Genomic DNA, 16,657 nt, shown 5'->3' on the forward strand with positions numbered 1-16,657 from the left:
GAAAAGCGAACAATTAAAAGAGAAGATACCCCAACAAAGCTCCTACTAAAACAATAAAAGCACTATTTACTTTTTTAAATTTAAAAACGAGTATGCCACTAAGTAGTGTAATAACAAGGGTTTGCCAGTTCAGCAATACATCTCGTGTCATCGTTATACAAACAGCGACAATCAAGGCAACAGAAGCAACATTCACCGCATCTAAAAAGACAGATAATCCTTTTGAGCTGCGAAGTTTTTTCATCAATGGGTTTAGTAAGGCTACTAGAATAAAGGATGGTAAAAAAATTGCAACAGTTGAAAGAATTGCTCCAGATAAACCATTAATTTGAAAACCAATAAAAGTAACGGAAGAGAAAACAGGTCCTGGTGTGAATTGTCCTACAGCAATAGAATCTATAAGTTGTTCTTTGGTGAGTAAACCTGTTTGCACGAGTTCTGTATCTAAAAAGACAAATAGAACATAGCCACTACCGTACAGTATAGCCCCTATTTTAAGAAAAATCCAAAATAGCTGCATATTGGTATTGGTGAAAAGAGTATTTTGTATACTAAGTAAGAAGGGTAATGGAAGAAAACTTTGTAAGGTACTTCGCTTTGTAGTATTAATATAAAAAACTACATAAGCTAAAAATCCAGCTCCAAACATTAAAATGATCTCATTAGTCCCAAATAAAGAAGCTACTAAGACAATAAGTCCTATAAAGGCTAAGAATAAGGATTTAATGGATTTTTTGGCTAGTGGAAATACAGCTCCAAGGATAATAGCAATAATGGCAGGTTTAATTCCATAGATAAATGGTTGAACTTGTGGTAATTCTCCATAATTTTTATAAAAATAAGCCAATACTGAATATTCCACTGAAAGTGAACAGCCTATTCCGGTGTGAAAGTGAACAGTGTATTCCAGTGTGAAAGTGGACAGTTCTTCGCCTTGTTTTTTAGTAGTATAAATATAGCTAAAAAGAGTTATTATTTTTTGATTATTTTTCTGAGAGATTCTCCTTCTAATTCAAAGCGAATAGCAGAGTGAATTATTCTATCTAAAAACGCATCTGCAATTGTTTTTTCTGAAAATAAATCATGCCATGCTTTTACAGGTAATTGTGAGCAAAAGATAGTTGTTTTATGATGATTACGATCCTCAATAATATCCATTAGTATAAGTTGCTTATCACCAGTAATGGGTTGTAATCCAAAATCATCTAAAATAAGTACATCAGTGACGCTTAATTTTAGCAATTCTTTTAAATAACTACCATCAGCTTTAGTCATAGCCAAACGATGTAATAATTTACCTAAATTGTAGTATTTTACTTTATAACCAGCTACACAGCTTTGGAAGCCTAGTGCAGTAGCTAAGTAGCTTTTCCCTGTTCCAGTACAACCAGTAATAATGATATTTTGATTTCGATCAATAAAACTACAATCAGATAATCTTATAAAAGTATTTTTATCTAAGTTTCTCTCAGCAGTAAACTTTACCTCTTGTAAACTAGCTTGATAGTGGAATCTAGCATTTTTTATAAGCCGCTGAGTCTTATCATTATTTCTTTGGTTATCTTCTGCCTCAACTAACCAGGCTATAAACTCGTCATTGGTAAAAGAGTCTATAGCTTTAGTTTCTAAGGATGATTCATAGGCTCTTTTCATACCATTAAGCCTAAGTTTTTGCATTTTTTCAATTGTTGCATTAACATTCATAAACATAAAGATTTAGTTAAAATAATTATTCCCTCTGATATTCTCATGTTGGGGTATAGCTTGTAAGTTTTGTTCTAATTCCTGTTGATCTAATCCGTTTTTTAAAATATTTTCAATAGCCTTATAGCTTATATGTTCATAAGCTAACGCTCGTTTACAAGCTAAGTTTAGTCTAGAATTTCCTACTTTACTAGCAAAGGACAAAACAGCTATACATGATTTAAAGCTCTGTTCTACAAAGGTTTGTTTGTGCAGTATTTTCCCAATAAAAGCTTTTGTTTCAGGGCCTATTTTATTGGCCCAACTAATAAAATACTCTTCACTCCAACCTGCATTATATTGACTTTTTGGCGGTAAATGCTCCTTTAAGGTTGAGTATCCACTAGTTCTCCTATTACGAGGATGAACAGCAATGCGTTGATAGTTATGATAGATTTCAACAATATTTTGATCTACAATAAGAGTTACTTTCTTTCCTAAGTACTGATATGAAACACTGTAGTGGTGTTTGTCCTCTCTAAAATCAACGTGATAGTTTTTTAATACAGTAGCTGTTTTATAAGTTTTAATTGGATATAAATCGATTGGTAAAGCTTTAAGAGCTTGTTTTTCAAAATCCAAGAACATCTCTGTTCGGCTGCTTTGTTTCTTCTGAAAAGGATAGTCATTGTAAGGCTTTAAAAGTTTTTTAATAGCTGTGTTTAGCTGATTTATACTGAAAAATATCTGACCATGTAGTTTGGTGTAGATTCGGCTATAGGTAATATTAACTGCCATTTCCACTGGAGATTTGTCCTTAGGTTTTCTAACCCTAGCAGGCATTATAGTGGTATCATAATGCATGGCAAATTTTAATAGTTGCTGATTTAATTCCGGTTCAATACGGTGTGGTTTAATTACTGCTGACTTTAGGTTATCTGGTACAATACAATTAGGTACACCACCAAAATAGTGTAATGCATTTTCAATACTTTTTATAAAATCAGGGGCTTTTTGACTTGCACAAGCCTCTACATAAGTATATTGACTAGCGCCTAGAGTGGCTACAAAAACTTCTACTTTACTAATATTTCCTGTTTGTGGGCATACAATTTCTAATTTTTTGCCAGCATAATCAATGAATAGCTTTTCACCTGCTTTATGCTCAATAGGTACATAACCTTTTCCTTGAGCACACCAATTACTATAAGCCTCACAAAACCTACTATATTGGACCCCTTCAGGGTATTTCTCTTTGTATTGCTCCCATAGTATTAACCTTGTAAAACCTACTTGTGGTAACATTCTATCTACATAGGGAAAATACTCTAGTAGATCTGTAGTAACCTTATCGTTTTTGATTTCTGTCAGCAGATTAGGAGTATGGAATAAATCTGCTAAATCTTTTTCACTTAATTTGTCTAATTCACCAAAACTAAGCCCTGATTTACAGATATTATCTACATATTTAATCAATGTAGTTCTTGAAATTCCTAAACTAGATGCGATTCTAGAATTAGAAATTTCTTTGATTTTCATCTTAATGATACTTTTTATCATGGTCGTTGAGATAGGTTTATTAGCCATAACTTTGTGATTTTTAATCACAATTTACACTAAAAAACTAAGCTCAGAACTGTTCAGTTTGCACCGGAATCATCTGTTCAGTTTGCACCGGAATCACCTGTTCAGTTTAGACCGGAATCACCTGTTCAGTTTAGACCGGAATTACCTGTTCAGTTTAAACCGGAATTACCTGTTCAGTTTAGACCGGAATCACCTGTTCAGTTTAGACCGGAATCACCTGTTCAGTTTAGACCGGAATTACCTGTTCAGTTTAGACCGGAATACCCATATAGGCTAAACCAGTATAACAACTAAACAAAAACATATCAAGAACGGATTGTAATCGTTCAATAGCGAAATTCTTGTTTATAAGGATTTCAAGTTCTGATTTAGTTAGATGCCCTCTTTCTGTCTTCTCAAATTGAAGTTTATATTTGGTAAAGGGATCTTTCTCCATCCATTCCATTGTAATAGCTAAGTTGATTAACTTTTTAAACCTTTCAATGTGTTTCATAATACCATTGTTATTTAATGGTTGATGCTTGTGAATAGGTTTGCAGTTTCTCAAGAAGTTTTCAAAGTCGAAGATAAATTTGTAGTTAATCTCACTTAAATAGATGTCAGTTCGATTGTGTACTTTACGCAAATAGCTTTTAAGGTACTTTTCCGTAGAAAAGTAGTTCTTTAGCGTACCATAAGCTAATTTACTTGTAGCAATCTCTCTGTGATAGTCTATAAGCTTTAAAAGTGATGATTCAGTATCATCATGTCCGAGAAAGATATTTTTAACTGCTCCTATAGAGACAACTCTTTTTTGTTGAACTAATTGATGATAGGCATCTGTAATGAGGGAACGTACTCGCTCAATATGTGCGTTGATTCGAACCATGTCCTCACTTTTTCCTTTTGCTTTTCCTTTAATACTATCCCAAGAAGTAGGGGATATTTTTAGTTTTAAAGAAATTTCTGTTCGTTGTCCGTTTACTGTAACCCTAGCGTATATAAGGGATGGGACTGTTTTGTTTGAATTAGAAACACGTATAATGAAGTGTATTCCAAATGTGTTTTTTGTTTTCATATCAATCTATTTTAATGTTAACCGAACTGTTTTGATATGGTTTTAAAAAACTACTCACCTGAATAGTACCCAAACAAGACCAAAAAGCACTGAATTAAACTAAAATAAATTGTATTTAATTTATTGAAATACAATTAGTTAAACTCGATTCGGTGAGCTAATTTACCTTTTAAAAATAGCTCACCTAATAGCTCACATTTAGATTGATTTACAATGGATTATTATGATATATTTAAAAATAAAAAAATCCGTAAGTAATTGATACTTACGGATTTAGGCACATTTTGATGCCGAAAAAGTCGGGGTGGCAGGATTCGAACCTGCGACCTCCTGGTCCCAAACCAGGCGCGATGACCGGGCTACGCTACACCCCGCTTGACTTATTATGTCATTGCTAGTGCAAAGGTAAAATATTTTTTTTTACATGCAAGAAAATAAATCAATAAATAAAAATTATTTTGCTATCAGTCTTTTCTTTGATTTGTAGTTTTGAAAAGATAATAAAAAAGGTATTTTTGTTTAAAACAATTAAAATCATTGAATATGTCTGATATAGAAAGAGTAAAGTGTTTGATTATTGGTTCTGGTCCAGCTGGTTATACAGCTGCTATTTATGCTGCACGAGCGAATATGAATCCAGTATTGTATCAAGGAATGCAACCAGGAGGTCAGTTAACTACAACTAACGAGGTAGAGAATTTTCCAGGTTACCCTGATGGAATCACAGGACCAGAGATGATGATGCAGTTTCAAGGGCAAGCTGAGCGCTTTGGTGCTGATATCCGCGATGGATGGGTAACAAAAGCGGAGTTGACAGGTGATGTTAAGAAAGTTTGGATAAACGAAACACTTGAAATACACGCAGATACTGTTATTATTTCTACAGGTGCTACTGCTAAATATTTGGGATTGCCTTCAGAGCAACACTATTTGGCTCAAGGAGGAGGAGTTTCCGCTTGTGCTGTATGTGATGGTTTTTTCTATAGAAATCAAGAGGTAGTAATTGTTGGAGCAGGAGATTCAGCATGTGAAGAGGCACATTACCTTTCAAAAATGTGTAAGAAGGTAACTATGCTTGTTCGCAGTGAGAAGTTTAGAGCATCGCGTATTATGGAAGATCGCGTTCGCAATACAGAAAATATTGAGGTTCTTTTGAATACAGAGACTGTTGAAGTATTAGGAGATGGGAACGTAGTGAGTGGTGTGAAAGTATTAGATAAAACTAAAGGTGAGGAGAAAGAAATTGCTGCAACTGGATTCTTTGTCGCTATTGGACACAAACCAAATACTGACATCTTTAAAGGTGAGTTAGATATGGATGAGACAGGTTATCTAATTACGAAAGGTAAAACAAGTAAGACAAATATCGAAGGTGTGTTTGCTTGTGGAGATGTACAAGATAAAGATTATAGACAAGCTATTACTGCTGCTGGCTCAGGTTGTATTGCTGCCTTAGATGCTGAACGTTATTTAGCGAGTAAGTAATATAAATTAATATTTGTTGTTAGAGCGTAAGGACTACATAGTCTTTGCGCTTTTTTTTGTTTTTGTTAGTAATTAATTGTGTTAAAATTAATTAACATTTGGTTCGATTTGTTATGTTTGTAATCTACAAGTGATAAACTAACTATAAAACAAAATCTTATGAAATTAATTAAACAATTACTGCTTGTCTTATTGGTGAGCACGCTAAGCTTGTCGTGTAGTAGTGACGACAGTACTCCTTATTCTATTCCAGATCCTAATACAGAAACTCCAGGAGTTACAGATCCTGAACCGGAACCGGAACCAGAGCAAAAAGATATCATGATTGGAATTTGGAACATAAATGAATTATATCTAAATGACTATGCTTTGCTTTTAAATGACTGTGAAAAACAAGCAACTATTACTTTTAATGAAGATGGAACTCTGAAAGAACATATCGTTGAGGATGACTGTGCTGTAAGAGAAGGTGAATTTACTGGAACTTGGAAAAATTTAGAAGATAATAAGTATCAGATCAGAGTGGATAAATTAAGTAACAATAGTTATTTTAACGATGTAGATTATTATACTTTGGAAGTTATAGAGGAAGGAAAGATTAAATTAACACAGCAAATTCAGCATGAAGGTGAGAATTCTTATATCCTTTCAGTTGAATTGCTTAAGAAGTAGATTTTCATTTTTGATAAAATAGAATAGAAAAAGTTTAAAAGCAAGGCTCTTGGTTTCAAGAACTTTGCTTTTTTTGTTGGTGTTAACTTAGTTAAAAGACTATTTCCCTATTGGGTTATTGCTATATTTGTAGCTATTAAACGGTAAAAATGTTAGTAGTAAATAATATATCATATAGTTATACAGAGGGAAATCCTATTATAAAGAACATCAGTTTTACAGTCGAAAAGGGCAGTAATGTTGCCTTAATAGGAGAAAGTGGATGCGGAAAGAGTACATTGTTGAAGTTAATATACGGATTATACGACTTAGAGGCAGGAGATATTTACTGTGGAGATACTCAAGTGTTAGGACCTGCGTATAATTTAGTTCCAGGAATGGACAATATGCGTTATTTAGCACAAGATTTTGATTTAATGCCTCATACTTCGGTGGCTGAGAATATTGGAAAGTACTTATCAAACTTTAATTTAGATAGCAAACAAAATCGAATTAAGGAGTTGTTAAAGGTAGTCGATTTAGAGGCTTTCTCTGATGTTAAAGTTAAGCACCTTAGTGGAGGTCAACAACAGCGAGTAGCTATAGCAAGGGTGTTAGCGTCAGAGCCGGAGTTATTATTGTTGGATGAACCGTTTAGTCATATAGATTATTCAAGAAGGAGTGTTTTAAGACGTGAGTTGTTTAACTACTTAAAAGAAAAGGGGATTACCTGTATTGTAGCTACACATGATAGCTTGGATACTCTTGGTTTTGCTGATCAGACAATTGTGTTGCAACAGGGACAGGTTGTCGATATGGGGCAAACCAGAGAAGTTTACGAATACCCGATTAACAGATATGTCGCTTCTTTGTTTGGAGAAGTTAATGAATTAATGATTTCAGACTTTACAGGTAGTAAGTTAAATGATGAGGCTTTGTATATTTATCCGCATCAATTAATGCGTTCAAATTTAAGAGGTCAGTTAGATGTTGTGGTAAAGGAGTGTTTTTTTAAGGGAGATGGATATTTGGTAAAATGCTTATTTAAAGGTAATCAGGTAATCTACTTTGACCATCCTGTGATGATTGAGAAAGAAACTCCTATTAAATTAGCATTAAAGAAATACGAGTAAGGACAATACTTTCTTTTTTAAAGAAATTTATGTTTAGAATATAAAAAAAGCTCAGCATTATGCTGAGCTTTTTTACTTTATATAGTATTTGGTCTTACTTTTTATTTTTAAGGTGTTTCTCTAAGAATTGATCTTGTTCCCAAAGAAGGTGTAAGATGTTTTCTTTAGCAACATAACCATGACTTTCTTTTGGTAGAATAACCATTCTTACTGGAGCTCCTAAGCCTTTTAACGCTTGGAAATAACGCTCAGTTTGCAATGTAAATGTACCTGGGTTATTGTCTGCTTCTCCGTGAACCAATAACATAGGCGTTTTCATTTTGTCTGCATTCATAAAAGGAGACATCGTATTGTACACTTGTGGTACTTCCCAATAGTTTCTTTGTTCTGTTTGGAATCCAAAAGGAGTAAGAGTACGGTTGTATGCACCACTGCGCGCAATACCTACAGCAAATAAATCGGAGTGTGTCAATAAGTTTGCAGTCATAAAAGCACCATACGAATGTCCACCTACACCCACTCGTGAACGATCAATGAATCCCAAAGCGTCAACTGCATCAATAGCAGCCTTACCATTTGCAACTAATTGTTTAACATAAGTGTCATTAGGTTCTTCTTCTCCTTCTCCAACAATTGGGAATGCAGCTTTATCTAATACAGCATAACCTTTGGTTACCCAATAAACAAACGATCCGTATGAAGGGAAAGTAAATTCGTTAGGGTTATTTGTTACCTGTCCTGCACTGTTTTTATCCTTGTATTCTCTTGGGTAAGCCCAAATTAACAATGGTAATTTTTCAGATTTTGACTTGCGATCATAGCCCTTTGGTAAATATAAAGTACCAGATAATTCTAAACCATCTTCTCTTTTGTAAGTAATTACTTCTTTGTAAACTCCATCTAAGCTTTCAAAAGGATTCTTGAATGTTGTGATTGCCTTTAGGTCGTTCTTTTTCTTGATGTTTCTAAAGTAGTAATTTGGATATTCTGTAGGAGATTGAATAGATACCAATACAGTTCCTTTTTTCACATCCTCAATAGATTGAATCGTCTCTTTTTTGTCTGTATAATTAGATTGGTATAATCTTTTTGTCTTTAGTGTTTTTGTATCAAATTCATCGATAAAAGGGAATTGACCTTTCGCCGTGTATCCATCTCCGATCAAGTACATTTTGTTGTTTTCGATATTTAAAACATAGCGACCATACTCATTTCGCTTTGTTTGAAACTCTCCTGGATCGCTGTAAACATCTTGAGAATTTCTATCTTCAATCTTTACTGGGTTTTCATTGAATTTTGAAGGATTGATAATAAACGTTCTTGTATTACGCGTGTCATACCATTGATCAGAAACTAAAGCTAAATTATCATCACCCCAAGCTATACCGCCATAACGCTGTGATAACTTAACAATTGATTCAGGAGTTTTGTCAAAAGGAGCAGCCCAAGTAAAGACTTCGTCTCTATATTCAACTTCTTTTGCTGGATCCCCTCCATCAAGTGCTTCTACAAAATATAGTTCAGCAGCTTTATCAGCTCTCCATCCCATATTTCGCTTGCCTTCTCTGGTAGCCATAAATCCTTTAGGCATAATTTCGCTTAAAGGTATTTCGTTTACAGTCTTTACCTGATTTCCTTCTTTGTCATAAACAATTGTTTTCATAGGGAATCGGTTTAATGCTACTAAATAAGAAAAAGGCTTTTCTAATGTAGTCAACATTAAGTATTCACCATCAGGTGAGAAAGATTGAGATACGTATAAATCCCCTTTCTTTAGTAAAGTTTTCTCTCCATTTAGATTTACTTTGTATAATTCAGAAGTAACTAAAGTTTCAAAGTTAGCTTCATCTGTTTTATTTTTTAGCAAATCTTGGTAGGTTCTATTTTGAGATACTACTCCTTCACTCACAGAGACAATTGGGCCTGCAGGTATAGTGTTTTTTGTATCAATTAATGCTGGTCTGTTAGACGGGATAACATTAACAAGAATGTTTTTACTGTCTTTGTACCAAGTGATTGGACTTCCTAAATTAGCATTAAGGTTATCTTCAGTAAGTTTAGTTGCTTGAGCTGTTTTGATATCCACAACCCATAATTCAACTCCTTTTTCCGTAGTATGTGTAAATGCAATTTTACTCTGATCAGGTGACCAAGAAAGATTAGTTATACGCGGATTTGTAGGTAGGCCTTTTACTTGAACTTCTTTTGTATCTTTTACTTTTCTAACTTTTAAGTTTTCAATGTATGTAACCGTACTTGAGATATTTGTATTTACATCAATACGCAGTCCAGCTAATCTCATTTCATTGACATTTAAGTCCATTAGCGTTTTGTAAGTACTGCGGTAAGTAAGTAACATATACTCTTTGTTGTAGTCAATAGAGATACTTGGAGCTCGTTCAAAATCTGCAAGCTCTAAAATTTCTTGAGAGGGTTTTTGATAAGTAATGTTTTCTTGTGCATACATAGATGTTATCAAAAATAGTGATAATAACGATGTTTTTACTAATTTCATGGGTATAAGTTAAGGTTAGGTCGCTAATATATATCAAATAAAATTAAATAAAAGCTTAGAATAGCTATTTGTAGATAATTTAATACTTTTTAGTTGTTAAAAAGCTTATTTTTGCTGTTTTAAAATAAAAAGCTTATCAAAATGTATAGATCAAAAATAAGTGGATTAGGTTATTACGTTCCAGATAATGTTGTAACAAATGATGATCTTTCAAAAATAATGGATACCAATCATGAATGGATTGTTGAGAGAACTGGTATTCACGAAAGAAGACATAAGTTATTAGAAGAAGATACTACCTCGGGAATGGGAGTGAAAGCGGCTCGCATTGCTATGGAAAGAGCTAAAGTAGAGGCACAGGACATTGATTTCGTTGTTTTTGCAACCTTGAGTCCTGATTATTACTTTCCTGGTCCAGGAGTGTTGTTACAAAGAGAATTAGGATTAAACAACGTTGCTGCTTTAGATATTAGAGCACAGTGTTCTGGTTTTATATATGCTTTATCGATTGCTGACCAATACATTAAAACGGGGATGTATAAAAACGTCTTAGTGGTTGGTTCGGAAGTGCATTCATCTGGATTAGATATGACTACTCGTGGTAGAGCAGTTTCTGTGATTTTTGGAGATGGGGCAGGAGCAGCTGTTTTAACGCGCAGTGAAGATGATACAAAAGGATTGTTATCTACTCATATTCACTCTCAAGGTGAACATGCAGAAGAGTTAGCCTTATTAGCTCCAGGTATGGGAGGTAGATGGGTTACTGAGATCCTACAAGATAACGATCCAGATGATATTAGTTATACGCCTTATATGAATGGACAGTTTGTCTTCAAAAACGCTGTTGTTCGCTTTAGTGAAGTTATCAATGAAGGGTTAGAAGCAAATAACTTAAAAGTTGAAGATATTGATATGTTGATTCCTCACCAAGCTAATTTGCGTATTTCTCAATTTATTCAAAATAAGTTTGGTTTACCTGATGAAAAAGTATTCAACAATATCATGAAATATGGGAATACAACGGCTGCATCTGTGCCAATTGCATTAACTGAAGCATGGGAGCAAGGTAAAATTAAAGAGGGAGATTTAGTTGTTCTGGCTGCTTTCGGAAGTGGGTTCACTTGGGGAAGTGTTGTGATACGTTGGTAAAATTATTATATTAGCTTAAGACGATTAAGTTAATATACCATGGAATTTGAAAAAATACACAACAAAGGCCAAGCTAAATTATTTAAGAATCCTTATTTAGAAATGTTGACAAAGGGTCATCCTGCTATTATTTGGGGGATGTATATTCCTTTGTTATCTTATATTATTTATCTCGGTTATCGAGATTATCAATTGACGGTCCAAAATCTCGTTCTTCTTTTCTTAGGAGGAATGGTATTTTGGACTTTTTTTGAATACTTAGCACACCGATTTATCTTTCATCTCATTAGTGAAAAGAAAAGCTTACAAAGGTTTGCTTACATCATGCATGGCAATCACCATCATTATCCGAGAGATAGGCAGCGGTTATTTATGCCACCAGTACCCAGTATACTATTGGCGGCTGTGATATTTTGTGTCTTTTATTTTGTCTTAAGAAAGTATGTGTTTGGTTTTTTTCCTGGTTTTATGTTAGGTTATCTACTTTATGCTTCAATGCACTATGCTATCCACGCTTTCGCACCGCCTTTTAAGTTTATGAAGCCACTTTGGCGAAATCACCATCTGCATCACTACAAAGATGAAGATTTGGGCTTTGGCGTTAGTAATACCTTTTGGGATCGAGTATTTGGTACTATGTTTGACTTGAAAAAAGAAAAAGAGGATAAAGAGAAGGTTAAGGAATTGATGTTTGAAAAAAAGAGAAAATAAAAAATGAGCTGTACAAAATCTGTACAGCTCATCTTATATAGTTAAATGTGAAGAAAAGTTCTATTTATTCAATTCTTTCCCAAATATTATCTGCAACAAGTTCTTCTTGATCTTGCCCTCCCCACCAGATTAGATTAGCTAAATAAGGGTTGTCAATAAATGGGTTGCGATTTCCTTGTGAGTATCTTTTGTTTTGTTCACCATGAACTTTGTTTCTTAGTTTTTCATTTGGTGAGACAGGAACTTCCGCATTCCACTTTAAAAATATACGCATCATTCCTGTTCCTCCATAATCAGGAGTAGCTACTTCATTTCCTGCTGCTATTTTTCTTGGATTACATTGTGCTCCATATCTAACATACATATACATCATCATACGGGCAACATCTCCTTTCCACTCATCACCTGGGTACCAAAAGCCGTTACTCATACCTGCATTACCACTTCCTTCTCCAAATATTGTATTACCTCTATCTTCATTCCATTGACCATTAATAGCTCTTAGATTATGGGCATCTACACCTGCAATTAAACCCTGTTCAGAGTATCCTTTGTCGCCTCTTGAGGTAACAAGTTTTGGATCTGCCTTAGATTTTGCAAATACATGTTCTCTTTCCCATTTTTTATCTCTATTAATATTTATTTCTTTAGGATTGTTGTTTTTTGCAAATTTATCTATCGTTCGCTTGTGTTTGTTTTCCTTTTCTTGGTTTTTAGGCCAACCATACATAGCAAGTAATGTTTGACCATTTGGGTCGTCAAGATTAATATCTGTTGCAATACAGGCATCCCATAAATCTGGAGTATACATGAGTTGTTTATGAGTTTTTACTAATAAAGCATGCAAGGCTTCTTTGAGCTTTTCACCACGTAGTGTAAAGTCAATGCCTTTATAATATTGTTGTTGAGCTTCATCAATAGGGCGATAATTTGCCTTATCTTTCATTACAACTGAAGGCTTTGGCTTTGTTCCTCCACCATTATTTTCAGTTCCAGTATCTTCAGTGATAGAATCATCACTTGATGAGCAGCTATAAGTAAGGCTCATAAATACCATTAGAGGTAGTATAAAAAACTTTTTCATCTGTCAAAAATTTAAAACTTTGTAGTTTAACTTTTCAAAGCTTTTGTATTAAAGGACAACAAAGGTACAAACAATTATTATGTCAATAACTGATAAATGTTTTTTATACTATTAATCTAAAAAAGAAAGGCCATATAGAATACTATATAGCCATGAATTATAGATTTTAAAAGATAAATTTGTTACTTCCAGTGATTATCTGCCTTAGGGCCTCCCCAGATGTGAGTTGCTAAATAAGGGTTATCTATGAAAGGATTGCGATTTCCTTGCCCAGCTTCATTGTTGACATTACTCAAGTAGTCATTTCTTCTTTTTTCGCTTTCAGATACTTTTACTTGTGCATTCCATTTGAGAAATAGATCAATCATATTATCAAAAGAAGTCGTTTTACCTTGTCCTATTTTAGTAGGTGCACATTGTTCGCCATATCTAACGTACATGTACATCATCATACGTGCAACACTGCCTTTCCATAGGTCGCCAGGATACCAGCTATCTTGTCCTATTGGCGTAGAATTGCCTTTTCCTTCCGCAAATTTTCGATTAGCTCGAGCAGAGTTCCAATCCGTATCTGCAGCTCGAATATTGTGTGCATCTGTTCCAGCTCCAGGCTGTTTTGTGTTAAATCCTCCTGCATGTTGTGTGAATACATGTTCTCTATTCCATGTATCTACACTTGGGCCTCCTGAAGCTTGCTTACTCATTTCTCTTGTATAAGCTTGTTTTTCAGGTGAGAGTCCAATTTCTTTGTGTCCATAAATTAGATATACTTGTTCTGGATTTGCATTGGGAACAAAGTCTGATTGTTTGACTGCAGTCCAAACTTGTTTATAGGTAATTGTCTTTTTATGCGTACTTGTTACTTTATTGCTTAGTTGCGTTTTTAATTCTTTTCCTGTTTTGGTAAAATCGATATCAGCATAGTATGGTTTAAGATCGGAAGGTATATTGTATTTATAGGGAGTTCCTCCACCGTTATTCTCCCCTCCAGGATTCGGTTGAATAGGTATTGGTTTACCAGGAGAGGGGGTAGTTACAATTGGGTCTTTACTACAGGAATAACTTAACCCCAAGGTACAGCATGCAATTAAGAAAATGGTTAATTTGTTTTTCATTTTATATAGTTTTTGATTTATATGAGTAAATCAAAAACTATACTAAAAAACAGTATTACATGATTAAATTTCGATCAGTATATCTTTTTTTAAACTAAACTATTCTTACTTCCATAAGTTGTCTGCTGTGTATTGTGGCATTCCCCAAATTTGATTTGCTAAATAGGGATTATCGATAAATGGGTTGCGATTTCCTTGAGCGTATTTATTGTTTAAGTTACCATGATATTTATTTCTATTTACTTCAATCGCAGAGACAGGGTCTTCTGCATTCCACTTGAGAAACAAATCAATCATTCCGTCTTTTGTTGTTTGCTTTGCATCTATTGGCAGTCCAATTTTATCTGCACTGGTGTAATTGTCGCTCTTATGGTATCTGAGATGCATATACATCATCATGCGAGCAACGTCTCCTTTCCATTCATCTCCAGGATACCAGTAGTTAGCTATTTTATGTGAATTGCCTTCTCCATTTACAAATAAGCTGTTATTTCTATGATTATTCCAATAACCATTAATGGCTGTGATATGATGTACATCTTGTCCTGCCAGTTGTCTAGTATGCGCTGCGTGTGGAATACTGCCTTTTGCGTCGGCTATTAAACCTTTTAATTTAAGTGTATTGCTTTTGGCTCTTGATTTCGCAAATACATGCTCCCTTTCCCAAACTTTTTTTCTTTCGCTATCTTCCTGCTCTCCTTTACTAAAGTATCTCTTATTGATACTTCTTTGGTGTTCCAATGCGTTGCTTTCACCTTTAGGCCAACCATAAAGCAACACGACGTTATCTTTGTTCTCAGGATCTTGATCTGTTGTTTGGAGAGCTTGTCTTATACCAGGGGTATAACTAATGGGGTTATGTGTTTTTTCAAGTAAATAGGCGAGTTGTGATAGTAGGGCAGGACCTGTTTTGGTAAAATCCACTTCTTTGTAATAGTCAGCTTGTTGTTTTGGGATTTTGTAAGTTGGAATATTTAAAGCAGTAGTATTTTGCGATTGATTATTGTCCTGTGACAGATGAGCTTGTTTATCTTTCTGAGTTTTTGCACACGAGATTGTCAAAAGGCAAATTGCCACAAGCGTTAGTAATTTATTATTCATTTTCTTTTATATAGTGGTTATTGAAAAGTACTGAAAAGTTATTAAATAAAAAAGAGGCTCTTAAAAATAGAGCCTCTTTAGTGTTTTATATTTTACTACCACAGATTTGCTGCTTTGTATTTGTTTTCCATTCCCCAAATTTGATTAGCTAAATAAGGGTTGTCGATAAACGGGTTGCGATTTCCTTGTGAATATTGATGATTCCCACCATGATATTCATTTCTTCTTTTTTCTAAAGGAGATACAGGATCTTCAGCATTCCACTTTAAGAATAAATCAATCATTTCATCTGCAGTCGTTCCGTTTTTAGTATCGATAGGTTTTCCTACTTTAGTAGCTTTGGTATATCCACCTCCATTTTCATTTTCATAGCGGATGTGCATATACATCATCATACGAGCTACATCTCCTTTCCATTCGTCACCTGGATACCAATAGTTTCCTTTAGGACCTGAATTTCCTGAACCATTTACAAACTCTTTATTACCTCTTGATCCATTCCATGATCCATTAATTGGTCTTAGGTTATGTGCATCGTGTCCTGCTATTCCTTCTATAGCCGTTGGTATTGTACCATTTCTTCCTTCTGCATGAAGAGCGACTTGTTCTTTAGACTTATCTACAGCAAGTGATTTAGCAAATACGTGTTCTCTCTCCCATACTTTATCTCTTCCACTACCTCCAGAACTTTGTTGACTTTTTGGCATTGTTCTTCTTTTTACAATGTCTTTTTCATTGTTTGTCCAACCATAAATAAGTATTACATTATCACTGTTTTCTGGATCTTGATCAGTATATTTTGAAGCTTCCCATATTCCAGGAGTATAACTCTGAGGTTTATGTGTTCTTGTTACAAGACTTGCCAATTGAGCCTTTAACTCCATTCCATTTTTTGTAAAATCTATACCAGCATAATACGCTGCATATTCTGCAGGAATAGTATATTCACCAGGGTTAGTAGGACCAGTCTCTCCACCGTTTCCAGGTACTTCCGCATCATCAAAAGTAATCGAGTCTAAGAATAAATCATAGTCAGCTTTGTTTCCTATTTTGATTGAGAATAGAGGGCCATTACCTGATTTATTGTAATCTGCGCCTTCAAGGTTTAGCGTTAATTTAACCCATTGATTAGCTGTTTCAACAGTCGTTTTCGTATAGTCGTTATTTCCGTTTTTTGGATTATAAGAACTCATGCGAGTAGTTTTTTCCAATACTGTGTTTTGAGAGATAACTACATCTTGCTTAGATTCAATCTGTGCATCTGTGCGCAGGTTATAAACATCATAAGTACCATCTGCTCTGTATAGGTTAAAAGAAAGTGATTTAGCTGCTTTTCCTTTAATGTATACTATAATCGTTTTAGCAGTAGTGGAAACACTTTGATTC

General features: G+C 34.4%; 13 protein-coding genes, 1 tRNA gene and 1 pseudogene. 5 read left to right on the forward strand and 10 right to left on the reverse strand.

Annotated elements, in window-relative coordinates:
* Positions 1-13: 13 nt before the first annotated feature.
* The 5 genes and pseudogenes from chrA to NWE55_RS12065 form a co-directional block, all read right to left on the reverse strand.
* A pseudogene (gene chrA, locus NWE55_RS12045) lies at positions 14-850 on the reverse strand (chromate efflux transporter); the annotation flags it as partial.
* A 122-nt stretch (positions 851-972) separates the two neighbouring features.
* Positions 973-1,704 (reverse strand): IS21-like element helper ATPase IstB, encoded by a 732-nt coding sequence (istB, locus tag NWE55_RS12050; RefSeq protein WP_258204726.1) that lies wholly within the window; start codon positions 1,702-1,704, stop codon positions 973-975.
* Positions 1,705-1,716: 12 nt separating this feature from the next.
* A complete protein-coding gene (gene istA, locus NWE55_RS12055) occupies positions 1,717-3,270 on the reverse strand; it encodes an IS21 family transposase (protein ID WP_258204088.1) in 1,554 nt (517 codons plus the stop codon).
* A gap of 250 nt (positions 3,271-3,520) precedes the next feature.
* A complete protein-coding gene (locus NWE55_RS12060; RefSeq protein ID WP_258204089.1) occupies positions 3,521-4,327 on the reverse strand; it encodes a site-specific integrase in 807 nt (268 codons plus the stop codon).
* A 299-nt stretch (positions 4,328-4,626) separates the two neighbouring features.
* A tRNA-Pro gene (locus NWE55_RS12065) sits at positions 4,627-4,701 on the reverse strand.
* 169 nt (positions 4,702-4,870) lie between these two features.
* Between NWE55_RS12065 and trxB the strand changes: the two genes are divergently transcribed.
* The 3 genes from trxB to NWE55_RS12080 all read left to right on the forward strand — a co-directional run bounded on the left by trxB (position 4,871) and on the right by NWE55_RS12080 (position 7,596).
* Positions 4,871-5,812, forward strand: a complete 942-nt coding sequence (trxB, locus tag NWE55_RS12070) for a thioredoxin-disulfide reductase (protein ID WP_155092705.1) — start codon at positions 4,871-4,873, stop codon at positions 5,810-5,812.
* 195 nt (positions 5,813-6,007) lie between these two features.
* Positions 6,008-6,484 (forward strand): lipocalin family protein, encoded by a 477-nt coding sequence (locus NWE55_RS12075; protein WP_258204090.1) that lies wholly within the window; start codon positions 6,008-6,010, stop codon positions 6,482-6,484.
* Between the two features lie 149 nt (positions 6,485-6,633).
* Complete coding sequence (locus NWE55_RS12080) at positions 6,634-7,596, forward strand: ABC transporter ATP-binding protein (protein WP_155092703.1); 963 nt, start codon at positions 6,634-6,636, stop codon at positions 7,594-7,596.
* Between the two features lie 94 nt (positions 7,597-7,690).
* Here NWE55_RS12080 and NWE55_RS12085 read toward each other — a convergent pair whose 3' ends face one another.
* Positions 7,691-10,111, reverse strand: a complete 2,421-nt coding sequence (locus NWE55_RS12085) for a S9 family peptidase (RefSeq protein WP_155093270.1) — start codon at positions 10,109-10,111, stop codon at positions 7,691-7,693.
* Positions 10,112-10,252: 141 nt separating this feature from the next.
* Here NWE55_RS12085 and NWE55_RS12090 point away from each other — a divergent pair, with 141 nt between their 5' ends.
* Together NWE55_RS12090 and NWE55_RS12095 are read left to right on the forward strand one after the other, a co-directional pair.
* The gene (locus tag NWE55_RS12090) at positions 10,253-11,260 is read left to right on the forward strand and encodes a 3-oxoacyl-ACP synthase III family protein (protein ID WP_155093271.1); all 1,008 of its coding nucleotides are present in this window, start codon (positions 10,253-10,255) and stop codon (positions 11,258-11,260) included.
* Positions 11,261-11,299: 39 nt separating this feature from the next.
* Positions 11,300-11,971: a sterol desaturase family protein gene (locus NWE55_RS12095; protein ID WP_155093272.1), complete on the forward strand. Its 672-nt coding sequence runs from the start codon at positions 11,300-11,302 to the stop codon at positions 11,969-11,971.
* 64 nt (positions 11,972-12,035) lie between these two features.
* On the opposite strand, the gene NWE55_RS12100 is transcribed toward NWE55_RS12095, so the two are convergent.
* The 4 genes from NWE55_RS12100 to NWE55_RS17080 all read right to left on the reverse strand — a co-directional run bounded on the left by NWE55_RS12100 (position 12,036) and on the right by NWE55_RS17080 (position 16,281).
* Entirely contained in the window at positions 12,036-13,055 is a 1,020-nt protein-coding gene (locus NWE55_RS12100) for an endonuclease I family protein (protein WP_155093273.1), read from the reverse strand.
* Between the two features lie 182 nt (positions 13,056-13,237).
* A complete protein-coding gene (locus NWE55_RS12105) occupies positions 13,238-14,170 on the reverse strand; it encodes an endonuclease I family protein (RefSeq protein WP_155093274.1) in 933 nt (310 codons plus the stop codon).
* A 105-nt stretch (positions 14,171-14,275) separates the two neighbouring features.
* Entirely contained in the window at positions 14,276-15,271 is a 996-nt protein-coding gene (locus NWE55_RS12110) for an endonuclease I family protein (RefSeq protein ID WP_155093275.1), read from the reverse strand.
* 95 nt (positions 15,272-15,366) lie between these two features.
* Positions 15,367-16,281 carry an endonuclease I family protein gene (locus NWE55_RS17080; protein WP_444850890.1) on the reverse strand — a complete coding sequence of 305 codons (915 nt, stop codon included), beginning with the start codon at positions 16,279-16,281 and terminating at the stop codon, positions 15,367-15,369.
* Between the last annotated feature and the right edge of the window lie 376 nt (positions 16,282-16,657).

The organism is Myroides albus, from assembly GCF_024722315.1.
GTDB classification, from domain to species: domain Bacteria; phylum Bacteroidota; class Bacteroidia; order Flavobacteriales; family Flavobacteriaceae; genus Flavobacterium; species Flavobacterium album_A.